This is a genomic window from Salinicola salarius (genome assembly GCF_002179555.1).
Classification (GTDB): Bacteria; Pseudomonadota; Gammaproteobacteria; order Pseudomonadales; family Halomonadaceae; genus Salinicola; species Salinicola salarius_A.
The window spans coordinates 165,605-187,181 of the sequence record NZ_NHOU01000005.1 but is presented as its reverse complement, the minus strand read 5'-3'; the positions used below and the strand labels follow the sequence as shown (position 1 = coordinate 187,181).

At 64.7% G+C, this 21,577-nt stretch carries 21 protein-coding genes; 12 read left to right on the top strand and 9 right to left on the bottom strand.

Going from position 1 to position 21,577, the window contains the following annotated elements; translation table 11 throughout:
• Positions 1-9: 9 nt before the first annotated feature.
• From nuoI to nuoN, 6 genes are all read left to right on the top strand, one after another.
• On the top strand, positions 10-558 hold the full coding sequence (gene nuoI, locus CCD76_RS06280) for an NADH-quinone oxidoreductase subunit NuoI (RefSeq protein ID WP_087718658.1): 549 nt from the start codon (positions 10-12) through the stop codon (positions 556-558).
• 76 nt (positions 559-634) lie between these two features.
• Positions 635-1,258, top strand: a complete 624-nt coding sequence (nuoJ, locus tag CCD76_RS06275) for an NADH-quinone oxidoreductase subunit J (protein ID WP_087718657.1) — start codon at positions 635-637, stop codon at positions 1,256-1,258.
• The gene (gene nuoK / locus CCD76_RS06270) at positions 1,255-1,563 is read left to right on the top strand and encodes an NADH-quinone oxidoreductase subunit NuoK (RefSeq protein ID WP_075568504.1); all 309 of its coding nucleotides are present in this window, start codon (positions 1,255-1,257) and stop codon (positions 1,561-1,563) included. The genes nuoJ and nuoK overlap by 4 nt, the downstream gene beginning before the upstream one ends.
• A complete protein-coding gene (gene nuoL, locus CCD76_RS06265; RefSeq protein ID WP_087718656.1) occupies positions 1,560-3,410 on the top strand; it encodes an NADH-quinone oxidoreductase subunit L in 1,851 nt (616 codons plus the stop codon). Before nuoK ends, nuoL begins: the two co-directional genes overlap by 4 nt.
• 92 nt (positions 3,411-3,502) lie before the next feature.
• Positions 3,503-5,029 carry an NADH-quinone oxidoreductase subunit M gene (gene nuoM / locus CCD76_RS06260; protein WP_087718655.1) on the top strand — a complete coding sequence of 509 codons (1,527 nt, stop codon included), beginning with the start codon at positions 3,503-3,505 and terminating at the stop codon, positions 5,027-5,029.
• Complete coding sequence (gene nuoN / locus CCD76_RS06255; RefSeq protein ID WP_256961153.1) at positions 5,026-6,483, top strand: NADH-quinone oxidoreductase subunit NuoN; 1,458 nt, start codon at positions 5,026-5,028, stop codon at positions 6,481-6,483. The genes nuoM and nuoN overlap by 4 nt, the downstream gene beginning before the upstream one ends.
• 87 nt (positions 6,484-6,570) lie before the next feature.
• Here the strand turns inward: nuoN and CCD76_RS06250 are convergent, their stop codons facing one another.
• Both CCD76_RS06250 and CCD76_RS06245 read right to left on the bottom strand, forming a co-directional pair.
• The gene (locus CCD76_RS06250) at positions 6,571-7,392 is read right to left on the bottom strand and encodes an endonuclease/exonuclease/phosphatase family protein (protein ID WP_087718654.1); all 822 of its coding nucleotides are present in this window, start codon (positions 7,390-7,392) and stop codon (positions 6,571-6,573) included.
• Positions 7,393-7,396: 4 nt separating this feature from the next.
• Complete coding sequence (locus tag CCD76_RS06245; protein ID WP_087718653.1) at positions 7,397-8,035, bottom strand: thiol:disulfide interchange protein DsbA/DsbL; 639 nt, start codon at positions 8,033-8,035, stop codon at positions 7,397-7,399.
• A gap of 336 nt (positions 8,036-8,371) precedes the next feature.
• On the opposite strand from CCD76_RS06245, the gene yihA reads away from it, so the two are divergent.
• Positions 8,372-8,989: a ribosome biogenesis GTP-binding protein YihA/YsxC gene (yihA, locus tag CCD76_RS06240; protein WP_087718652.1), complete on the top strand. Its 618-nt coding sequence runs from the start codon at positions 8,372-8,374 to the stop codon at positions 8,987-8,989.
• 335 nt (positions 8,990-9,324) lie between these two features.
• Here yihA and CCD76_RS06235 read toward each other — a convergent pair whose 3' ends face one another.
• From CCD76_RS06235 to argH, 7 genes are all read right to left on the bottom strand, one after another.
• Entirely contained in the window at positions 9,325-10,062 is a 738-nt protein-coding gene (locus CCD76_RS06235) for an HAD family hydrolase (RefSeq protein WP_087718651.1), read from the bottom strand.
• Positions 10,063-10,074: 12 nt separating this feature from the next.
• On the bottom strand, positions 10,075-10,989 hold the full coding sequence (locus CCD76_RS06230) for a tyrosine recombinase XerC (protein WP_087718650.1): 915 nt from the start codon (positions 10,987-10,989) through the stop codon (positions 10,075-10,077).
• A complete protein-coding gene (locus CCD76_RS06225) occupies positions 10,973-11,713 on the bottom strand; it encodes a DUF484 family protein (protein WP_087718649.1) in 741 nt (246 codons plus the stop codon). The genes CCD76_RS06230 and CCD76_RS06225 overlap by 17 nt, the downstream gene beginning before the upstream one ends.
• 100 nt (positions 11,714-11,813) lie before the next feature.
• The gene (gene dapF, locus CCD76_RS06220) at positions 11,814-12,647 is read right to left on the bottom strand and encodes a diaminopimelate epimerase (protein WP_087718648.1); all 834 of its coding nucleotides are present in this window, start codon (positions 12,645-12,647) and stop codon (positions 11,814-11,816) included.
• Positions 12,647-13,927 (bottom strand): diaminopimelate decarboxylase, encoded by a 1,281-nt coding sequence (gene lysA, locus CCD76_RS06215; protein WP_256961150.1) that lies wholly within the window; start codon positions 13,925-13,927, stop codon positions 12,647-12,649. Before lysA ends, dapF begins: the two co-directional genes overlap by 1 nt.
• Positions 13,924-14,214, bottom strand: coding sequence for an LPS translocon maturation chaperone LptM (lptM, locus tag CCD76_RS20625; RefSeq protein WP_087718647.1), 291 nt, complete (start codon positions 14,212-14,214; stop codon positions 13,924-13,926). Before lptM ends, lysA begins: the two co-directional genes overlap by 4 nt.
• Positions 14,204-15,616, bottom strand: coding sequence for an argininosuccinate lyase (gene argH, locus CCD76_RS06205; protein ID WP_087718646.1), 1,413 nt, complete (start codon positions 15,614-15,616; stop codon positions 14,204-14,206). Before argH ends, lptM begins: the two co-directional genes overlap by 11 nt.
• Before the next feature lie 376 nt (positions 15,617-15,992).
• On the opposite strand from argH, the gene hemC reads away from it, so the two are divergent.
• The 5 genes from hemC to CCD76_RS06180 all read left to right on the top strand — a co-directional run bounded on the left by hemC (position 15,993) and on the right by CCD76_RS06180 (position 21,510).
• Positions 15,993-16,943 carry a hydroxymethylbilane synthase gene (gene hemC, locus CCD76_RS06200; protein ID WP_087718645.1) on the top strand — a complete coding sequence of 317 codons (951 nt, stop codon included), beginning with the start codon at positions 15,993-15,995 and terminating at the stop codon, positions 16,941-16,943.
• Positions 16,943-17,740 carry a uroporphyrinogen-III synthase gene (locus tag CCD76_RS06195; RefSeq protein ID WP_087718644.1) on the top strand — a complete coding sequence of 266 codons (798 nt, stop codon included), beginning with the start codon at positions 16,943-16,945 and terminating at the stop codon, positions 17,738-17,740. The genes hemC and CCD76_RS06195 overlap by 1 nt, the downstream gene beginning before the upstream one ends.
• A complete protein-coding gene (locus CCD76_RS06190) occupies positions 17,737-19,281 on the top strand; it encodes a uroporphyrinogen-III C-methyltransferase (protein ID WP_087718643.1) in 1,545 nt (514 codons plus the stop codon). The genes CCD76_RS06195 and CCD76_RS06190 overlap by 4 nt, the downstream gene beginning before the upstream one ends.
• Positions 19,278-20,501 (top strand): heme biosynthesis HemY N-terminal domain-containing protein, encoded by a 1,224-nt coding sequence (locus CCD76_RS06185; RefSeq protein ID WP_071230980.1) that lies wholly within the window; start codon positions 19,278-19,280, stop codon positions 20,499-20,501. Before CCD76_RS06190 ends, CCD76_RS06185 begins: the two co-directional genes overlap by 4 nt.
• Before the next feature lie 91 nt (positions 20,502-20,592).
• A complete protein-coding gene (locus CCD76_RS06180) occupies positions 20,593-21,510 on the top strand; it encodes an ROK family protein (protein ID WP_087718642.1) in 918 nt (305 codons plus the stop codon).
• Positions 21,511-21,577 lie beyond the last annotated feature (67 nt).

The window sequence follows — 21,577 nt, the reverse complement described above, 5'->3', positions numbered from 1 at the left end:
GGATCATCGATGCTTGATCAGATCCGCAAGATCATCAACGGCACCGGCACGCAGTTGCGCACGCTGTGGATGGTTTTCTCCCACAGCTGGCGCAAGCGCGAGACGCTGCAGTATCCGGAAGAGCAGGTCTATCTGCCGCCGCGCTATCGCGGGCGCATCGTGCTGACCCGCGACCCGGACGGCGAGGAGCGCTGTGTCGCCTGCAACCTGTGTGCGGTGGCGTGTCCGGTGGCCTGCATCTCGCTGCAGAAGGGCGAGAAAGAGGACGGGCGCTGGTATCCGGAGTTCTTTCGCATCAACTTCTCGCGCTGCATCTTCTGCGGCATGTGCGAGGAGGCCTGCCCGACCTCGGCGATTCAGTTGACCCCGGATTTCGAGATGAGCGAGTTTCGGCGTCAGGAGCTGGTCTACGAAAAGCAGGACCTGCTGATCGATGGCCCGGGCAAGGATCACAGCACCAATTTCTATCGTGTGGCGGGCCTGTCGATCGCGGGCAAGGACAAGGGCGAGGCGCAGAACGAGGCCGAGCCGATCGACGTCAAGTCGTTGATGCCATGAGTCACGGCATCGCTGCGCCGGAACTTCGGCGCCAACGTGCAGGTTGCGGTTCGAAGCCGTTTGCTGGGAGAGAAGCATGCAAATCGCGTTTTACTTGAGTGGGCTGGTCGCGATTCTCGCCACCCTTCGCGTGGTGACGGGTACGCACCCGGTTCACGCGCTGCTCTATTTGATCGTGTCGCTGATCGCGGTGGCGATGGTGTTCTTCGCCCTCGGTGCGCCGTTTGCTGGGGCGCTCGAGATCATCGTCTACGCCGGGGCGATCATGGTGCTGTTCGTGTTCGTGGTGATGATGCTCAATCTCGGCGAGTCGGCGGTGGAGCAGGAGCGTGCCTGGCTCCAGCCCAAGGCGTGGGTGGGGCCCGCGGTGCTGACAGCGGTGTTGCTGATCGTGATGATCGTCACGCTGGCCAGCGGCGACTACCAAGGCAGCATCAGCGGCGAGACGCTGACGGCCAAAATGGTGGGGATCTCGCTGTTCGGCCCCTATCTGGTCATCGTCGAGCTGGCCGCCATGCTGCTGCTGGCGGCGCTGGTGGCGGCGTCTCATCTGGGCCGCAGCGAAGCGCACGATGAAGCCGATCTGGCCCGCGAGCGCCAGCGCGAGCTCAACGAGCAGGCCCAGGCGGATGCCGCGCCGGTCCGTGAAACCCCGGTCAATACACGTGAACAGAACCGCACGCAGGAGGGCAAGGCATGACGGGCATTCCGGTAGAACACGGCCTGTGGCTGGCGGCGATCCTGTTCGTGCTGGGGCTGGCCGGGCTGATGACGCGGCGCAACATGCTGTTCGTGCTGATGAGCCTAGAGATCATGATGAACGCCGCCGGCCTGGCGTTCATCGTCGGCGGCACTCATTGGCACCAGGCCGACGGCCAGGTGATGTTTCTGATGATCATCACGCTGGCAGCGGCCGAGGCGAGCGTGGGGCTGGCGCTGTTGATGCAGCTCTATCGGCGCTTCAAGACTCTCGATATCGATGCGGCTGGCAGGTTGCGCGGATGAATCTACTTACCCTCACCTTCGTCTTCCCGCTGCTGGGATCGTTGATCCTGGCGCTCTCGTTCGGCCGGCTCTCCGAGCGGGCCAGCGCCACCATCGGTGTCGCTTCGATCGGCCTGGCGGCGCTATGCACGCTGTGGGTCGGGATCGATTTCTACGACCACGGCCAGTCGGCGCAGACGCTGACGCTCTGGCACTGGATCACGGTGGGGGATTTCCAGCCCACCATGGGGCTGATGCTCGATGGCCTGTCGCTGACGCTGCTCGGCGTCATCACCGGCGTCGGCTTCTTCATCCACCTGTTCGCGGCCTGGTACATGCGCGGCGAGGAGGGTGTGACCCGTTTCTTCTGTCACATGAACCTGTTCGTGTTCAGCATGATCCTGCTGGTGCTGGGCGATAACCTGCTGCTGCTCTACTTCGGCTGGGAAGGGGTGGGGCTCTGCAGCTATCTGCTGATCGGCTACTACTACCGTACGCCAGCCAACGGCTGGGCGGCCTTCAAGGCGTTCGTCATTACGCGTACCGGCGACGTGTTCCTGGCGATCGGTATGTTCCTGCTCTATGTCGAACTGGGTTCGCTCAATATCCAGACGCTGCTGGCGCGCGCGCCGGAGATCTGGAGCGAGGGCGGCCTGATGCCGCAGCTCGCGGCGCTGATGCTGCTCGGCGGGGCGATCGGCAAATCGGCACAGCTGCCGCTGCACACCTGGTTAGCGGACGCCATGGCCGGCCCCACGCCGGTGTCGGCGCTGATCCATGCGGCGACCATGGTCACCGCAGGCGTCTATCTGATCGCACGCATGAACGGAATCTTCCTGATGGCCCCGGACGTGCTGCTGCTGGTCGGCGTAATCGGCGCGCTGACGCTGCTGGTGGCGGGGTTCGCGGCACTGGCGCAGACCGACATCAAGCGGGTGCTGGCGTACTCGACCATGAGTCAGATCGGCTACATGTTCCTGGCGCTGGGTGTTGGCGCGTTCGATGCGGCGATCTTCCACCTGATGATCCATGCCTTCTTCAAGGCGCTGCTGTTCCTCTCCGCCGGTTCGGTAATCATCTGCACCCATCACGAGCAGGACATGCGCCGCCTCGGCGGGCTGTGGCGCAAGCTGCCGCTGACCTACGCCGGGTTCATCGTCGGGGGCGCGGCACTGGCGGCCCTGCCACTGGTCACGGCTGGCTTCTACAGCAAGGACGCGATCCTGGTGTCGGCGCTCGCTTCGGGCCACGGCATTCTGATGCTCGCCGGTCTGTTCGGCGCACTGCTGACCTCGATCTACACCGTGCGCCTGATTCTCGGCACCTTCCATGGCGCGCCGAAGAGCGATCACGCCCGCGACGCCCACGCTGGCAAGGGCTTGGTGCATGGCGTACCGCTGGTCGTGCTGATCGTGATGTCGACCGCGATCGGTGCGCAACTGACGCCTCCGCTGGACGAGGTGTTGCCTCCCGGACCGGCGGGAGAGGGGCTGGGAACTCACATTCTCGAAGTCGTCGCGATGATCGTGGCCGTCGGCGGCGTACTGTTCGCCGGCTGGCTGTTCAAGCGTCGGCGCGACCTGATTCGTCGCGGGATGGCGGATCCGCGCGGCGCCCGGCTGTGGACGTTCTGGCACAACGCCTGGGGTTTCGATGCGCTTTACGACTGGCTGTTCGTGCGCCCCTATCAAGGACTGGTCAGGGTCAATCGAGACGACTGGATCAACTCGCTGTGCAATATCCTGCCGTGGCTGGCGCGTGCCTCGCACCACGGGCTGCGCATGACCCAGACGGGTCTGATGCGCCATTACGCCGTGTCGATGGTGCTGGGGGCGACGCTGCTGCTTGCCTTCCTGCTGGTGGGCTGACAGATGGGCGCAGGAACGATGCACAGTGCTGACGGCTCGGCGACATCGTGTCGGGAGCACACGGAATTCACTCTATCGCGGATGGCTGATTCATGACTCTGGTCTGGCTGATACTGATCCCCTTCATTGGCGGCCTGCTGTGCTGGCAGGCCGAACGCTTCGGCGACCAGGCGCCACGCTGGATCGCGCTTGGCACCATGCTGCTCGAGCTGGCGATGGTGCTGGGGCTGTGGGTCGGCAGCGACTTCAGCCTGCCGGCGGAAGGGGCCGCCAGTGCCTGGACGCTGGAGTGGCAGGCCGACTGGATTCCGCGTTTCGGCATCCAGGTGCATCTGGCGATCGACGGATTGTCGCTGTTGATGATCGCGCTGACCGGGCTGCTCGGCGCCATGGCCGTGATCTGCTCGTGGAAGGAGATCGTGCAGCGGGTCGGATTCTTCCACCTCAACCTGCTGTGGATTCTCGGTGGCGTGGTCGGGGTCTTTCTCGCTATCGACCTGTTCCTGTTCTTCCTGTTCTGGGAAATGATGCTGGTGCCGATGTATTTCCTGATCGCGCTGTGGGGCCACAGCGGCTCCCGGGGCAGTTCGCGGATCGGCGCGGCCACCAAGTTCTTCATCTATACCCAGGCCAGCGGCCTGCTGATGCTGATTGCCATTCTTGGGCTGGTGTTCGCTCACCATGGCGCCACCGGTGAATACACCTTCGCCTATGCGGATCTGCTCGATACGCCGCTGTCCGAAACCACCGCCTGGTGGCTGATGCTCGGCTTCTTCGTCGCCTTCGCGGTCAAGCTGCCGGTGGTGCCGCTGCACGGCTGGCTACCGGATGCTCACGCCCAGGCACCGACGGCTGGTAGCGTGGATCTTGCCGGTATCCTGCTCAAGACGGCGGCCTACGGGATGCTGCGCTTTGCGCTGCCGCTGTTCCCGGAAGCGTCCCAGGCCTTCGCGCCGGTGGCGATGACGCTGGGCCTGATCGGCATCTTCTACGGCGCGATCCTCGCCTGCGGCCAGCAGGACCTGAAACGCCTGATCGCCTACACCAGTATTTCCCACATGGGCTTCGTGCTGATCGGTATCTATGCCGGTACCGAACTGGCACTGCAGGGCGTGGTGGCGTTGATGGTGGCGCATGCGTTTTCCGCCGCCGGACTGTTCATCCTGTCCGGCCAGCTCTACGAGCGTCTGCATACCCGCGACATGCGCGAGATGGGTGGCCTGTGGGGGCGTATCCGTGGTCTGCCGGGATTCGCGCTGGTGTTCGTGGCGGCGTCGCTGGGACTCCCCGGTACCGCCAATTTCGTCGGTGAGTTCATGGTGATGTTCGGCGCATTCGGCGTCGCACCCTGGATCGTGGTCATCTCCAGCGTTGGCCTGATCCTGGCTGCCGTCTACTCGCTGTTCATCATGCAGCGCGTCTACTACGGGCCGCCGAGAGAGGAGACGCCGCTGGCTGGGCTGGATCGACGCGAGACGGTACTGCTGTTCGGCATCGTCGCCCTGGTGGTGTTCTTCGGCATCTATCCCCAGCCGCTGCTGGATACCTCCGCCGGCGCCATGCAGGTCGTGCAACAGAGCGTTCAGCAAGCCGGGGCAATGACGGGAGGTGCCCAATGAGCCACGCTACCACGATGGCATTACTGGCCATTTCTCCGCTGATTCTGGTCTGCCTGACCGTGATCGTGGTGATGCTGTCGATCGCCTGGCAGCGCAACCACACGCTGAGCGCGATCCTGACCGCCGTCGGACTCAACGTGGCGCTGCTGGCGTTGCTGTTCGGCTGGACGCTGGGCACGGTCGATGTCACTTCGGTACTGGTGGTCGACGATCTGTCACGTTTCGGCGGCGTGCTGGTGCTGATGTCGACGCTGGCCTGCGTCACGCTGGCTCACCATTACCTCGAGGGCTACGAAGGTCCGCGGGACGAATTCTACCTGCTGCTGCTGAGTGCCGCGGCCGGCGGGCTGGTACTGGTTTCCGCACGTCACATGACGACGCTGTTTTTCGGCATCGAACTGCTGTCGATGCCGCTGTTCGGGATGCTTGCCTATACCTTCCGGGACCGTGGCGCGCTGGAAAGCGGTATCAAGTACATGGTGCTGTCGGCGGCTGCCACCGCCTTCCTGCTCTTCGGCATGGCGCTGCTCTATGCGATAACCGGCACATTGGATTTCGCCGAGCTGGGCGAAGCGTTGTCGACCTACGGCAGCGACCCCTGGCTGCTGGCGGGCGCCGGCATGCTCTTGGTAGGTCTGGCGTTCAAGCTCTCCATCGTGCCGTTTCATCTTTGGACGCCGGACGTCTATCAGGGCGGGCCCGGGCCGGCAACGACATTCCTGGCCACGGCCAGCAAGGTGGCGGTGTTTCTGGTGCTGGTGCGGCTCTTCCAGTCGACGCTGGCGTTTCACGAAAACTGGTGGCACGACCTGCTCGGCTTCATCGCCGTCGTCACCATGCTGGTAGGCAACCTGCTGGCGCTGACCCAGAACGATCTCAAACGCCTGCTGGGCTACTCTTCGATTGCCCATTTCGGCTATCTGCTGGTGGCGCTGGTGGTCAACGAGGGGCTGGCCGTGGAGACCGTGGGGATCTATCTGGTCACCTACGTGCTGACCACGCTCGGTGCCTTCGGCGTCGTCACGCTGGTATCGAGCCCCTACGTGGCCACCGGCGGTACGGCGGACGCGAGCCCGTTGCACCACTACCGCGGCCTGTTCTGGCGCCGCCCCTATCTTACTGCGGTAATGACGGTGTCGATGCTGTCGCTGGCGGGGATTCCGTTCACCGCAGGCTTCATCGGCAAGTTCTACATCATCGCGGTGGGTGTCGAAGCCCATCGCTGGTGGCTGGTCGGCGGCGTGGTGCTGGGAAGTGCCATCGGGCTTTATTACTACCTGCGCGTGATGGTCACGCTGTTCCTGCACGAACCCGGCATGCAGCGTCGCGACGCGACCCACGACTGGGCCGAACGGGCCGGCGGCATGGTGGTGTTGGGCGTGGCCACGCTGGTCATCCTGCTGGGGCTCTACCCGACGCCGATGATCAACTGGGTAAACTGGGTAGCGGGATGACGGTGGTCGGCGGATGACTGCCGGCCGTCTCGATCCGGTAGGGAAAAGCGCCTCCTCGGAGGCGCTTTTTCGTATCTCAGTCGTATCTCAAGTGTCCGTGCTGCGATCGGCGCCGAGGCCGATGCTTCGCCGGCAGGCAACCGGCAGATGGATGTCCATGGCAATGGGGAGATGGTCCGAGAACATCGCCTCCAGGACACGAGGCGGCTCGGCCTTCAGCGATGAAGACAGCAGAATATGGTCCAGCGCCCGGCGGGGCTGCCAGGCCGGATAGCTGAGCTGCGGTTTGAGCGGATTGAGGTCCAGCGCGCGGCAGAATCGCGGATGCGCCAACAGCTGCTCCGGCGTGCAGTTGAGATCGCCCATGACCACCACGTGATGCAGCGGCTCGATGATCTCGCCGAGGTAGTCGAGCTGACGCAGGCGACCGCGCTGGCTGAGCGCCAGGTGCGCGACGAAGACATGCAGGGCGTCCGGCCCTTCGCCGTAGCGGGCATGAATCGCTCCTCGCCCACGCATGCCGGGCAGACGGTGCTCGTCGACCCGGTTGGGCATCAGACGCGACAGCAGACCGTTGCTGTGCTGGGCGACATGCCCCAGGTTGCGGTTGAGCTGCTGGAAGTGGAAATCGAACGCCGAGCGCTTGGCGAGATATTCCACCTGATTGACGTGATTGGAGCGGAAGCTGCCGCCATCGACCTCCTGGAGCCCGACGATATCGTAGGCCGATAGCGTGCTGGCCACGACATCGAGGCGCGAACTGCGCTTGGGATGGGGCAGCAGATGTTGCCAGCTTCGCGTGAAATAGTGATGGTAGGCCGAAGTGTGAATGCCGACCTGCAGATTGCAGGTCAGCAGCTTCAGCGTCGGCGCGACCTCGCTGGCGGGTGTCGAGGCGGCTAGGGACATGGCGTCACTCGCTCTCGGTGCGTTCCTCGCGAACCTTCTCGATCAGCGCGCTGGCGATCTTGGGCATGTTTTCCAGCGAGCCGGCGGAATCGGGCGTGACGACATAACGGCCGTCGACGATCAGGTCGGGGACACCCATCAGCTTGTAGCCGCGCATCTTGGCGGAAGCCTGCTGGATCTCGCTTTTGACGCCGAAGGAGTCGAGCGCCTTGAGCGCTTCATCCTTGCTGACACCATAGTGGGTGAAGAACTCGGCGATGTCGTCCTTGTCGGTCAGGCGCTGGCCATTCTTGTGGATGGCGTCGAAAAAGTCCTGGCGCAGTTTCTCTTCGATGCCGAGCTGTTCGGCCGCGTAGAAGGCCGTGGCGTGCTGTTCCCACACCTTGCCCAGCGGCGCTGCCATGCGATCGAAAGCGACATCGTCGGGAAGCTGGGCGACCCACTCGTTGAGCGGTTCTTCCAGCGCGTAACAGTGGGGGCAGCCATACCAGAACACTTCGGTGACTTCGATCTGGTCCGCCGGCACGTCCGTTTTCATCGGCTCGTCGACGACCTGATAGTCCTGACCTTCGACGATATCCGCCGCCATCACTGCGCCCGAGAATGTCAGCCCGGCCAATAGCGCCATAAAAGACTTGATCATGCGTTACTGCTCCTGAATATCGAAAATCATTGTCGATGACATCGTGTTCCATGAAACCGCTGTCGGTGGTCGGCACGCCACGGGTATTGGAGCCCCGAAGGACTGCGAGGTTCCCTTGCTAGCCTGCTACCGACCGGTTTCTCTTAGCCTGACAGAAATGGACGCAAAAGCGTAGGCCGCCAAACGCTCGTCTGGGAGCGTCGCACAGAAGTCTCGTCTGCGGGAGCATCGAGCAGCAGCCCCGCCTTCGGGAGCGCCGAACGTCACGCCTCATCCTGGGTGGAATACGCGTGGTACACTGCGCGACGTTACCGTCTCAAGATAATCGAGCCTGCCATGACTGCCACTACCGAGCGCCGCAACTATCAGACGGCGACCTTTCTGATCAGTGCGCCGACGCTGGCCAAATGCCCGCCGGACCGAGGCGTCGAGGTCGCGTTCGCGGGGCGCTCCAACGCCGGCAAGTCCAGTGCCATCAATGCGTTGACCCAACAGCGGGCGCTGGCGCGCACCTCGAAGACGCCGGGGCGCACGCAGTTGATCAACTTCTTCACGCTGCAGAACGATGACCAGCTCAGGCTCGTCGACCTGCCGGGTTACGGCTACGCCAAGGTGCCGGAGGCGATGAAGAAGGAGTGGCAGGCACATCTCGCCGATTACCTGCACCGGCGTCGCTCGCTGGGCGGGTTGATCCTGTTGATGGACGTTCGTCATCCGCTCAGCGATTTCGATATCCAGTTGCTCGAGATGGCGGACGATCGCGAACTGCCGGTGCATATCCTGCTGACCAAGGCGGACAAGTTGAAGCAGGGACCGGCCAAGGCCTCGCTGCAGCAGGTCAGGAAACGGCTGGCCGAGTGGGAAGACCTGGTCAGCGTGCAGCTCTTCTCCTCGCTGAAGCGCCAGGGGCTGGATCAGGCGTATGGCGTGATGGATCGGTGGTTGGCCAGTTGAGTTCTCTTCGAAGGAGCGACTCATTCGAGCGTTCCTGGCTTACAACTGGCCGAGTACTAACCACCCTTTTGCTCGTTGATGCGAGGGGCAAGCCCCTCGCGCTCCCCTTTTTGACGCCCAGGGCGGCGAAACCCTTCGCGCGTCATCGCTGAGCTCGAGTCGGCGCGAACGGACATCCTGTCCTGCGCACCTCTTGCGACATCCATGTCGCAAGACCCGGCTCATCGATTCTGCGCGCAGCGCCACCCTGAACAGGCGTCGAATGGTGGCCGATTCAAGGTTCGCCGTGAGCTGGGAAGTGTCGAATCGGCCGCCAGTGCAGATGTGGTGAGTCGCTACTGGCGCGCTTCGTCGTCCAGCTGCGCCACGATACCCGGCAACTCCCTCACGTGCGTCACGCGATGCACCCGGGGCGGCAGCTCCCGCTCGCCTTCGTTCTTGGCGTCGATCCAGACGGCGTGCATGCCGAGGCGCTGCGCGGCGAGCACGTCCTCTTCCCAGTTGTCCCCCACGTGAAGCGTGCGATAGGGCTGCGTGCCGAGCCGGGCCACAGCCGACAGGAACGGGCGGGGGTCCGGCTTCGAGGCGTGCATTTCACCGGCGAGAATGATCACGTCGAAATGGTGATCCAGCGACAGCCGGCGCACGTCGACGTTGCCGTTGGTGATGATGCCGAGCCGGTAGCGCCGTGCCCAGGCGTCGAACATCGGTACGACCTCGGGATAGAGCGCGACCTCGTGGCGCAGCGTCATGAAGTGCTCGAAGCCGGCTGCCGCCCACTGTGCCGCCTCGTCGGGAGACAGGCCATGCTCGATCAGCAGTTCGCGCATGGCGCGCTCGCGAATCCAGCTGTGATCGCCTCGACTCAACGGGAAGCGCTGCATCAGCGCGGCGCGGATCGACTGATAGGCTTCCAGCGGAAAGGCTTCGGCCAGCGGTGTCGCCGCCGGCCCTCGGTGAGCGTCGACCCGTTCGGCGAGCCATTGATAGTGCGCCGGCTCGGCGTGGGCCATGACCGGGCCGTTGTGCCACAGCGTGTCGTCGAGATCGAAGGTGATGGCGTCCAGCGGCATATCGGGGAATTCCTAGGGTTTGTCTGAACTCTCGTCGTTGACTGAGGCCGACTTGCGCCGCGCCCGAGGATGGGCCTGGTCGTAGACTTCGGCGAGCTGCTGCCAGTCCAGGCGCGTGTAGATCTGCGTCGTCGAGAGATTGGCATGGCCCAGCAATTCCTGCACCGCGCGCAGATCCTGGCTGGACTCCAGCAGATGACTGGCGAAGGAGTGGCGCAGCCGGTGCGGATGCAAATGCTCCGACAGGCCACGCTTGCGGGCGGTATCGGCCAGCCTGCTCTGGATCGACCGATGACCGAGACGGCCGCCGTGCTGGGCGACGAACAGGGCGGTCTCGCCCTCTGCCGCCAGCGTGCTGCGAAACCCGAGCCAGGTCTGGATGGCCTGGCCGGCACGTTTGCCCAACGGTACCTGGCGTGGCTTGCCGCCCTTACCCACCACTCGCACGTGGCGGTCGGCAAGGCTGGCAAGGTCGAGCGCTGCCAGTTCGGCCAGACGCAGGCCGCAGGAGTAGAAAAGCTCCAGCATGGCCTGATCGCGGCAGTCCAGCGGCCCGCCATCGTGGGGGGTGTCTAGAAACTGGCCGAGCAGGTCGACATCCACCGGGCTGGGCAGGTGGCGCGGCTGCCGTGGCGCCTGCGTCAATTGCACCGGGTTATGATCCAGCTCGCCCCGATGGACCAGTTCATCGGCGAAGCGCGATAGCGCGGCGCGGCGTCTCGCCAGCGTTCTCGGCGCCATGCCGCGCGTTCGCTCATGAGCCAGATAGCGCCGCAGCAGCGTGACGTCGAGCTGGCGCCAGCTGTTCACGTCCTGCGACTCGAGATAGCCGATCAGGGCGGTGATATCGCGACGATAGGCATCCACCGTCGCCGGGCTGGCGCGCTGCGCCAGCCGCTTCAGGAAGGCATCAAGCGCGGCTTGCACTGGCGACCTCGGTACGCCGCAACAGCCGGCTGACTACCTCGCCCAGGTACTCGGTGAACAGCGTATCCAGGGTGGCCCGGAAGTGCTCGCTGTCGTGGCTGGCCAACAGCAGAAATCCCATGGGCTCGCCCTGGGTCAGTCGCGTGATGGCACAGGAGCCGGATCCCTGCGGCGCATTGCAGTGTGGCAGCAGGATTTCCCAGTCTTCCCGGTGCAGCGCGGTACAGCGGCTGGTTTGCTCGTTGAGCAGCAGTTCCAGGCGCTGGCGCGCTTCGTCGGTCAAGGCGAAGCGGGGCGGCTGCCAGGCGTTGGTGTCGCGGGGCGTGGCGTGGCAGGCCGGCGGGGCGTTCAGCCACAGGCCGATGCCGTGGGTACGGAAGCGCTCCGCCAGTTGCGTCGACAGCGCTTCGGCCAGCGCATCGGCGCTCTCGGCCTCGATCAGGTCGAGGATCAGCTCGCGGGTCCGACGATACTGGGCTTCGTTGTAGCGGGCCGACTCGAGCAGGTTCTCGAGTCGCCATTCCGCATCCTCCGCCCGGCGGCGAAGGTCGTGAACCAACCGCTCTAGCAGCGAGACAGCGCCGGGAATATGAGGATGCGGCACCTTGAGCTGTTGCAGCAGCCCCTCCCGGCCAACGAAGAAGTCGGTATGCTGCGCCAGCCACTCGGCGACCCGATCGGGGTCCAGGGTCTGGCGGGGCTCGGGGGCCTGAGCGCGTGACATGCGTTGGTTCTCCTGTGAATCCCTCACGACGTGGCGGAGTTTCGCCGCCGCGTCTTCTTTATTTATTGGTTCATGTTATTTGTTGGTTCAGGGCAACTTATCAGTTCAGGACAATGCGTCCCTCGAAGACGCGCTCGGCCGGGCCGGTCATGATGATCGGGGCCTCGCCGCCTTCCCATTCCAGGGTCAGCCTGCCGCCGCGCAGCTCGACGTCGACGGGGCTTTGCAGCAGGCCCCGGCGAATGCCGCAGGCCACCGCCGCGCAGGCGCCGGTGCCGCACGCCAGGGTTTCACCGACGCCGCGTTCGAAGACGCGCAGTCGCACGGCGTGCGGGGAGTCGACCTGCATGAAGCCGATGTTGGCCTGGCGCGGAAAGCTGGGGTGCTGCTGCAGCTTCGGCCCCAGCGCTTCGACCGGTGCGTCGTCGACATCGTCGACCTGCAGCACGGCGTGCGGGTTGCCCATCGAAGCGACGCTGAACGAGACGGAGCGGCCATCGATCTCGAGATGGTGCAGCGGCTCGTCGCTGTCCGCCACGAACGGCACGTCCGCCGGCGCGAAGCGTGGCGTGCCCATGTCGACCCGCACGCGGCCGTCGTCGTCCACCTTCAGCGTCAAGGGGCCGCCCAGAGTCTCGACCTTGAATTCACGCTTGTGGGTCAAACGCTGATCGATGACGAAGCGGGCAAAGCAGCGCGCGCCGTTGCCGCAGTTCTCTACCTCGCCGCCGTCGGCGTTGAAGATCCGGTAGCGAAAATCCATGTCCGGCTTGCGCGGCGGCTCTACCAGCAACAGTTGATCGAAGCCGACCCCGAAATGGCGGTCGGCCAGTTGGCGGATCTGCTCGTCCCGCAGGTAGGCGCGCTGGGTGATCAGATCGACCACCATGAAGTCGTTGCCCAGGCCGTGCATCTTGGTGAAGTTCAGCAGCATCAGCGCTCCTCCGGCAGCCGGGGCTTTTCTGGCAAGCACGACTCTAGCGCCCACAGGGAGTCGAGGCTTTCGCGACGGCGTACCAGATAGCTCTTGTCGCCGTCGACGAGGACTTCGGCGGGACGGCCGCGGCTGTTGTAGTTGGAGGCCATGGCGAAGCCGTAGGCGCCTGCCGAGCGCACCGCGAGCAGGTCGCCTTCGGCGACGGCCAGCTCGCGGGCCTGGCCGAGGAAGTCGCCGCTCTCGCAGATCGGGCCGACCACGTCATAGACGGCGCTGTTGCGGGGCTGGCGGGTGTCGACGCGCTCGATGCCCTGCCACGCCTGATACAGCGACGGGCGGATCAGATCGTTCATGCCGGCGTCGACGATGGCGAAGTTCTTGGTTTCGCCAGGCTTGAGGTATTCGATCCGGGTCAGCATGACCCCGGCGTTGGCCGCGATGGAGCGCCCGGGCTCGAGCAGCAGCGTCAGCTCCCGACCGCGCAGGCGCTCGCGCACGGCGGCGACGAAATCCTCGGCCGCCGGCGGGCGTTCGTCCTGATAGGTCACACCAAGGCCGCCGCCGATATCCAGGTGCTCGATGACGATACCATGATCGGCGAGACGGTCGACCAGGGCGAGCAGGCGATCCAGCGCATCGAGATAGGGCGAGAGCTCGGTGAGCTGAGAGCCGATATGGCAATCCAGTCCCACGACCTTGAGGTTGGGCCGTTCGGCCGCCCAGGTATAGAGATCGAACACCTCTTCCGCGGCTACGCCGAACTTGTTGGCCTTGAGCCCGGTGGAGATGTACGGGTGGGTCCTGGCGTCGACGTCCGGATTGACGCGAATCGAGATGTTCGCCACCTGGCCGCGCTCGGTGGCTACCCGATCGAGACGTTCGAGCTCCGGACGCGATTCGATGTTGAAACACTTGATGCCGACTTCCAGCGCGCGGGCCATCTCGTCGGCCTGCTTGCCGACGCCGGAGAACACGACCTTGGCCGGATCGCCTCCCGCGGCAATGACCCGCTCGAGTTCACCGACCGACACGATATCGAAACCGGCGCCGAGACGCGCCAGCACGTCGAGAACGGCGAGGTTGGAGTTGGCCTTGAGCGCGTAGCAGACGAGATGCGGCATGTCGCCGAGCGCCTCGCTGTAGGCCTTGAAGTGGCGGGTCAGCGCCGCACGCGAATAGACGTAGCAGGGCGTGCCGTACTGCTCGGCGAGTTGATCGAGAGCGATGTCTTCGGCGTGCAGCACGCCATCACGAATGGGGAAAGCCTCGAACGTCACGGTAACTCCTCGGCGTTCGGTTGCGTGGCGGCCGGCGCCGGGCTCGCCTGCGGCGCCTGGTCTGCGGTATCGGCGTCTTCCTCGCCGGGCGACTGGGCCGCCGAGCCTGACGGCCGAGTGTCCTCTTCGTAGACGCCTTGCGGGTCGTAGGTCTTCGCCGCTTCCTCGTCTCCGGGCATGTAGAGCGGCCCTTTCTGGCCGCAGCCGGACAGCGCCAGCAGCGACAGGGTCAGCAGCGCCAGCGGCTTCGATAGCTGCGGGAAGATGGCCGGAACGTTACGCGACATGATGGCTCTCCTGCAGCGTGCCGAGGGCATCGCGCGCGCGCTGGGCGGCGGCGCGAACCTGATCCGGCGCGGTGCCGCCGATGTGATTGCGCGCGGCGACCGACCCTTCCAGCGTCAGCACCTCGAACACGTCCTCGCCGATGACATCGGAGAAGCGCTTGAGCTCTGCGAGCGACATCTCGGAGAGATCCTTGCGCTGCTCGATGCCGTAGGCGACCGCCTTGCCGACGATCTCGTGGGCGTCACGGAAGGCGACACCGGCACGGACCAGGTAGTCGGCCAGATCGGTGGCGGTGGAGAAGCCGCGGCGTGCCGCTTCGAGCATGTTGTCCGGCTTGGCCACCAGCGCCGGCGCCATGTCGGCGAAGGCGCGCAGGCATCCCTTGACCGTGTCGAGGGTATCGAACAGCGGTTCCTTGTCTTCCTGGTTGTCCTTGTTGTAGGCCAGCGGCTGGGATTTCATCAGCGTCAGCAGGCTCATCAGATGGCCGTAGACACGCCCGGCCTTGCCGCGCACCAGCTCCGGTACGTCCGGATTCTTCTTCTGCGGCATGATCGAGGAGCCGGTGCAGAAGCGATCGGGCAGATCGACGAAGTCGAACTGGGCGCTGGCCCACAGCACCATTTCCTCGCTCATGCGGGAGAGGTGCATCAGCAGAATGCTGGCGAAGGCGGTGAATTCGATGGCGAAGTCGCGATCGCTGACCGCATCCAGCGAATTTTCCGCCGGGCGGTCGAAGCCCAGCAGCTTGGCAGTGACATGCCGATCAATGGGGTAGGTGGTGCCGGCCAGCGCCGCCGCGCCCAGCGGCAGCACGTTGACCCGCTTGCGACAGTCGAGCAGCCGCTCGTGATCCCGGGTCAGCATCTCCTGCCAGGCCAGCAGGTGGTGGCCGAAGGTCACCGGCTGCGCCGTCTGCAGGTGGGTGAAACCGGGCATGATGGTATCCGCTTCGCGGTCGGCCAGCTCGATCAGGCCGCTGCGCAGGCGCGAGAGCTCGGCGGCGACGGCATCGATCTCGTCGCGCAGATAGAGCCGGATATCGGTGGCGATCTGGTCGTTGCGCGAACGGCCGGTATGCAGTTTCTTGCCGGTAATGCCGATCTTGTCCGTCAGCCGCGCTTCGATGTTCATATGGATGTCTTCGAGCGCGATCGACCATTCGACCTCGCCGCGTTCGATCTCGGCCTCGATGGCTTTCAGGCCATCGATGATGCTATCCCGTTCGTCGTCGGTCAGTACGCCGACCCGAGCCAGCATGGTGGCATGGGCGATCGAGCCGCGGATGTCGTGGTGATAGAGACGCTTGTCGAACGGGATCGAAGCGGTGAAAGCGGCGACGAATGCGTCGGTAGGTTCGCTGAAACGTCCGCCCCAGGATTGGTTGGTTGCCTGCGTCATCGAAATCGAGCTCTGCGTGGTCTGCGAATAACGGGTTTATGAAGCGCTGATCGGAGTGTATCAGAGACGACGTCGGCATAGGACGGTGTAAGGCGGTGTGAAGCGTGCCGCCAAGGTACAAAGAAAGCCGTAAAAAGATGCAAGAAAAATCGCAAAGGGAGGTGCAGGGAAAGCGGTAAAAAAGCACTACCGAAACGGTGCCCCGGGAAACTGACGAATTTGGCCGGTCATTCGACGATGCGGTCGATTTTTCCTCATCCAGCGACTGCTCTATCATGTAAGACAAGGTTCGTGAACGCGAACGCCCACTTGGTGACGAACCGAATGCACCCATCAACGGTGCCGACGGTACTCTCCATCAGACTCGGAGAACGGCGTGCTCGACGCAAACAGATTGAGAATCGCAACCCGCAAGAGCGCGTTGGCGCTATGGCAGGCTGAACACGTCAAGGGGTTGCTGGAAAGGTTTCACCCGCACCTGAATGTCGAACTGGTGCCGCTGTCTACCCGCGGCGATCAGATCCTCGACACGCCGCTGGCGAAGATCGGCGGCAAGGCCCTGTTCGTCAAGGAACTCGAGGAGGCGATGCTCGACGGCCGCGCGGATCTGGCGGTGCATTCGATGAAGGATGTGCCGATGCAGTTCCCGGAAGGCTTGGGACTGTCGGTGATTCTGGAAAGCGGCGCGCCCACCGACGCGTTCGTCTCCAACCACTACTCCGGCGTCGACGGACTGCCCGAGGGCGCGCGGGTGGGCACTTCCAGCCTGCGCCGCGGCCTGCAGGTCAGCGCGCGGCGTCCGGATCTCGAAGTGCTGCCGCTGCGCGGTAACGTCCAGACCCGCCTGGGCAAACTCGATGCAGGCGACTTCGAGGCGATCATCCTGGCCACGGCGGGGCTGGAGCGGCTCCAGCTCGCCGATCGGATCACCGCGGAACTGACGCCGGAAGAGAGCCTGCCAGCCTGCGGCCAGGGGGCGCTGGGGATCGAATGTCGCTACGACGACGCTGAACTGATTTCGCTGTTGGCGCCGCTGGATCACGCCGCGACGGCGACGCGGGTGCGCGCCGAACGTGCCCTGAACACGCGCCTCGATGGCGGATGCCAGGTGCCGATCGGCGGCTACGCCGTGCTCGAGAACGGTGGCGATACGCTGTGGCTGCGCGGCCTCGTGGGGCATCCCGACGGTTCGGTCGTGCTGCGTGCCGAGAGCCGGGGATCGGCCATGGAGCCCGAATCGCTGGGGATTCGCGTGGCGGAAGACCTGCTGGATCAGGGAGCCGGCGAGATTCTTGCCGAGGTTTACGGAAGCGCCGGTAACGAGTGATGCCTGACCGCGTGCTGCTGACGCGCCCCGGGGCTCGCGGCGAGGTCCTGGCGCGGGCACTGGGCGAATCCGGCTACGCCACGGCCGCGCTCGACGTGCTGCGTTTCGAGCCTGTAGCGCTGTCGGACTCGGCTCGCACTGCGCTGCTGGATCTCGATCTGTTCCAAGGCATCATCGTGGTCAGCCCGCAGGCCGCGACGTGTCTTGCCGAGGCCATTGCGTCATACTGGCCCCAGTTGCCTCTGGGCCTGCGTTTCTATGCCATTGGCAGAGCCACCGCGCAGACGCTCCACGCGGAACTGGGCGTGCCGGCGGTCATTCCCTCCGGAGCGAACGGCGAGGACAGCGAAGGGCTGCTGGAAGTGGCATCGCTCAAGGCGATAGTCGGCAAGCGCCTGCTGCTGGCTCGCGGCGAATCGGGTCGGGAACTGCTGGCGGAACGGCTGCGTGAACGCGGCGCCGAGGTCGAAGCGGTTTCGCTTTACCGGCGTTGTTATCATCCGCCTTCTCCCCCCCTGGACACGTGTCTGGAAAGCGGAGATTTTGCCGCGTTGGTGGTGACCAGCGGGGAAATATTGCAACATTTGGTCACATGGTGTGGCCCGGTTGCGTTGAACCAACCGCTAATCGTCTCGAGTCCGCGGTTGGCTACACTGGCGGAAACGTTGGGGTTCGGCTCGCCTCATGTGGCGTCGGGCGCTTCCCCGGCGGCATTGAGCGCCGAGGTCCGCGCGGTGCTCGATCCGCGGGGCGCCACCTTCGATCAGGGTGATCACGAAAAAGGCAAGCGTAGATGAGCAAGCAAAGCAAAGATCAGCAACCGCCGTCGGCACCGACATCCGGTAGCGAGCAGACATCGGACGGCACGGCCAAACCGACCGGACATGACCCGAAGGCGGCCGCGGCGTCGAACGCGGACAATAGCCAGCCGTCATCACCTGCCGATCCCTCTGCCAAAAGCGGCTCGGCCAAGGCCGACCCGATCAAGCCGGATGTCGCGCAGCCGGCCACTACGGGTGATACGACTGGCGACACGAACGTCACCAGCAAACCGGATGCCACCAGCAAGTCGGGTAAATCCGGCGCTTCCGCATCGAACACGGCTCAGGCGGCCGCTGCATCCGGCGCCTCTGCTCAATCCGGCTCCGCGGGTGGCAAAAACGGCGCCACAGCCGGCAAGAAAAGCGGCAAGTCGGGTCCGGCAACGCCATCCTCGGGAGGCGCGGCCACTCCGCCAGGCGGTACTCCGCCAACGGCTGGCAAACGAGGCAATGGCGCCAAACTGGGGCTGCTGGCCTTGGTTCTGGTCATCCTGCTGGCGATTGCCGTGGCAATCGTCGGATATCTCGGCTGGCAGAAAATCCAGCAACAGCAGACGCAGTTGAGTCAGGTCGGTTCCAATAGCACCACGCTCGACCAGCTCGAGTCGAAAGTCGGCGAGCTCGACCAGAATCGTCAGCAGAATCTGAGAATGATGCGTGGCGAGTTCGATCAGTACCGTCAGAATCTCGACAACACCCTGGACAAGGTACTCAAGGAGCTGGCCCAGCAGCAGCAGGCCGACCCGCGGGAGTGGCTGCACGCCGAAGCCGAATATCTGCTGCGCCTGGCCAACCAGCGGCTGCAGCTCGAGCGTGACGTCGAGGGCGCCAAGGCGCTGTTGAACGCCGCCGACGCGCGTCTGCGCGAGGCGGACAATCCGGCGCTGGTGCCGATCCGTCGAGCCATCCAGTCCGAGCTGGCTTCGCTCGATTCCGTGCCGGTCATCGATCGCACCGGCCTCTATCTGGCGCTGATGGCGCAGCAGGAGCAGCTGGCGCGTCTGCCGCTGAAGCAGGACATCGAGGAGATCGCCGCCGGCGAGGGCGACACCAAGCCGACCGGCGGCTGGCGCCAGCAGCTGGCGACGCTGGGCAGCGAGCTCAAGGATCTGGTGACCGTGCGGCGTCATGACCAGCCGCTGGAAGCGCTGATCACGCCGCAGCAGGAGTCCTACCTGCGCCAGAACGTCCGGCTGCTTCTCGAACAGGCGCAACTGGCGTTGCTGAAATCGGAACCCAAGCTTTACCAGGCGAGCCTCGACAAGGCGATCGAACTGGTCGAAGGCTACTACGCGACCGACAACGACGGCGTGGCCAACTCGATCGACAAGCTCAAGAGCCTGCGTGACAACGAGGTTCGACCGGAGCTGCCCGATATCAGCGAATCCTCGCAGTTGCTCAAGCGCTTCATCGAGCAGCGCTTCGGCAACGGCAGCGGGAGCCAGGGCGGAAGCGGTTCACAGAACGGCGGCGCACAGGGCGGTACCAGCGGATCGGCACAGGGAGAGGGCGCATGAGAAAGCTGATCCTGCTGATCGTCTTCGGTCTGGCGGTCGGCGCGCTGTTTGGGCAGTTGATGCAGTCGCTGCCGGGCTACTGGTTCATTCGCGTTGGCGACACCTCCATCCAGACCTCTTTCTGGTTCGGCTGTGTCCTGCTGCTGGCCGCTTTCCTGATTCTGCATTTTCTGCTGCGTGCATTGACGCGCCTGCGCCGCCCGGTGAGCCGGCTCAAGGTCTGGAATAGCCGTACGCGTCACCGCACCGCGATGAAGCGCACCGTTCGCGGGCTGGTGGCGCTGGCGGAAGGCCGCTGGAAGCGTGCCGAGAAGTCTCTCACCAAGGCGGCCGATGATTCCGGCACGCCGCTGGTCAACTATCTCTCCGCAGCGCTGGCGGCCCATTACCAGGGCCGTTACGAGCAGGCCGACGTGCTGCTCAAGCGGGCGCATCACAGCACCGAGGGCGCCGATACGGCGGTGGGGCTGGTACAGGCACAGCTGATGCTGGATCGCCAGCAGTTCGAAGAAGCCCTGGCGACCCTGACGCGTCTGGAACAGCAACTGCCGGAGCATCCCCAGGTGCTCAAGCTGCTCAAGCAGGCCTATCTCAGCGTCAACGACTGGGATGGCATGCGTCGACTGCTGCCGCGTCTCGACAAGCATCGCTTGATTACCGAAGACGAACGTCGTGAGCTCGACCAGCGGGTCTATCGCGAGCTTCTGGTGCAGGCCGCGCAGCAGGAAGGCAATCTGCCGCGCGTCCGTTCGCTATGGGCGGACATGCCGGATAACCTGCGTGGCGACGTTGAACTGGTCGGGCTTTATGCCGAAGCGCTGATCAAGGGCGGAGAAGAGGGCGATGCCGAGCGCCTGCTGCGCAACGCACTGAAGGAGCACTGGGATACGCGGCTGGTGCTGCGCTACGGTCTGCTCAATGTCGACGCCGCCCGACAGCTGGCCTATGCCGAGAAGTGGCTGCAGGAGCGCCCCAACGATCCGGATCTGCTGCTCACCCTGGGCCGTCTGTCGCTGCGCAATGCCTACTGGGGCAAGGCACAGGAGTACTTCGAAGCGAGCCAGCGCCAGCGCCCGAGCGGGGTCGTCTGCGCCGAGCTGGCACGGCTGTATGCCAACCTCGGCGATCACAGCAAGAGCCAGCTCTACTACCGTCAGAGCGTGACGCTGCTCGACAAGTCGCTGCCGGCGTTGCCGCAGCCCAGCGACATGACGCGCTGATTCCGGCTGACGATCGATTGCTCTCCTGGGCGCCTGCGGGCGCCTTTTTTCGTGCGGTAGGTCACCGTCACCCAGTTTGAGGATCCCACGCATGCATTACGGTATCGATGTCGGCGGGACCAAGATCGAGATCGCGATCTACGACCCGGATTGGCAGTGTCTCGATCGCTGGCGCGAGCCGACGCCGGCGGATGACGGCGAGGCGCTGATGGCGCTGCTGGCCGGGTTGGTGCGAGAGGCGGATCGTCGTCATGGCGGACGCGGTTCGCTGGGACTGGGTTTTCCCGGTGTCCTCGATGAGCAGGGGCATCTGGTGTCGGCAAACCTGCCGGGGCTTCGTCCCTTCGTCCTGGAGACGGCGCTGGCGACGCATCTCGATCGTGATTTCATCATCGAGAACGACAGCCGCTGCTTCGTGGTGTCGGAAACCGGGCCCGGTGGCGCGGCCGAGGGCGTGATGCACGCCTTCGGCGCGATCCTGGGTACCGGCGCGGGTGGCGGCGCGATGGTGGACGGCCGGCTGCTCAAGGGCGCCGGGCGATTTGCTGGCGAGTGGGGGCATCTGCCGTTGCCCGCAGCGGCCGCCCAGCACTATGACCTGCCGCTGTTGCCTTGCGGCTGCGGTCTCGAGGCGTGCCTGGAAGGCTACATTGCCGGGCCCGGGCTGGTGAGATTGCACCGCCATTTTGGCGGCCGGTCGGCCTCCGCCGAGCAGTGGCATCAGGCCTGGCTGGCAGGGGAAGGCGCGGCGCGGCGCGCGCGCGAATGTCATCTGGCGTTGCTGGGCGGCGCTCTGGCCAATGTGGTCAAGCTGCTATCGCCCCAGGCGATCATCATCGGCGGCGGCCTGTCGGCCGTGGACGATCTTGTGATGGCACTGCCGGCGGCCATTGGTGAACACCTGTTCCCAGGTGTCGAGGTGCCCGACGTGATGCGCTCTCGCCTGGGTGATGCCAGTGGCGTGCGCGGCGCCGCCATGCTGGGCGCCGGTATGATGACGACTGCCTGACAACAGGACACAAACGAAAAGGGCCGCCCGAAGGCGGCCCGAAAAGACGAGGGGATTCCGGCTGACG

Coding starts and splice junctions, on each gene's coding strand:
- yihA (WP_087718652.1), top strand. CDS start 8,372: ATGACTGCCACTACCGAGCGCCGCAACTATCAGACGGCGACCTTTCTG.
- dapF (WP_087718648.1), bottom strand. CDS start 12,647: ATGCTGCTGAACTTCACCAAGATGCACGGCCTGGGCAACGACTTCATG.
- nuoM (WP_087718655.1), top strand. CDS start 3,503: ATGACTCTGGTCTGGCTGATACTGATCCCCTTCATTGGCGGCCTGCTG.
- CCD76_RS06225 (WP_087718649.1), bottom strand. CDS start 11,713: ATGTCACGCGCTCAGGCCCCCGAGCCCCGCCAGACCCTGGACCCCGAT.
- CCD76_RS06180 (WP_087718642.1), top strand. CDS start 20,593: ATGCATTACGGTATCGATGTCGGCGGGACCAAGATCGAGATCGCGATC.
- CCD76_RS06235 (WP_087718651.1), bottom strand. CDS start 10,062: ATGCCGCTGGACGCCATCACCTTCGATCTCGACGACACGCTGTGGCAC.
- nuoK (WP_075568504.1), top strand. CDS start 1,255: ATGACGGGCATTCCGGTAGAACACGGCCTGTGGCTGGCGGCGATCCTG.
- argH (WP_087718646.1), bottom strand. CDS start 15,616: ATGACGCAGGCAACCAACCAATCCTGGGGCGGACGTTTCAGCGAACCT.
- CCD76_RS06185 (WP_071230980.1), top strand. CDS start 19,278: ATGAGAAAGCTGATCCTGCTGATCGTCTTCGGTCTGGCGGTCGGCGCG.
- CCD76_RS06245 (WP_087718653.1), bottom strand. CDS start 8,035: ATGATCAAGTCTTTTATGGCGCTATTGGCCGGGCTGACATTCTCGGGC.
- nuoI (WP_087718658.1), top strand. CDS start 10: ATGCTTGATCAGATCCGCAAGATCATCAACGGCACCGGCACGCAGTTG.
- lptM (WP_087718647.1), bottom strand. CDS start 14,214: ATGTCGCGTAACGTTCCGGCCATCTTCCCGCAGCTATCGAAGCCGCTG.
- CCD76_RS06190 (WP_087718643.1), top strand. CDS start 17,737: ATGAGCAAGCAAAGCAAAGATCAGCAACCGCCGTCGGCACCGACATCC.
- nuoN (WP_256961153.1), top strand. CDS start 5,026: ATGAGCCACGCTACCACGATGGCATTACTGGCCATTTCTCCGCTGATT.
- CCD76_RS06250 (WP_087718654.1), bottom strand. CDS start 7,392: ATGTCCCTAGCCGCCTCGACACCCGCCAGCGAGGTCGCGCCGACGCTG.
- nuoJ (WP_087718657.1), top strand. CDS start 635: ATGCAAATCGCGTTTTACTTGAGTGGGCTGGTCGCGATTCTCGCCACC.
- CCD76_RS06195 (WP_087718644.1), top strand. CDS start 16,943: ATGCCTGACCGCGTGCTGCTGACGCGCCCCGGGGCTCGCGGCGAGGTC.
- nuoL (WP_087718656.1), top strand. CDS start 1,560: ATGAATCTACTTACCCTCACCTTCGTCTTCCCGCTGCTGGGATCGTTG.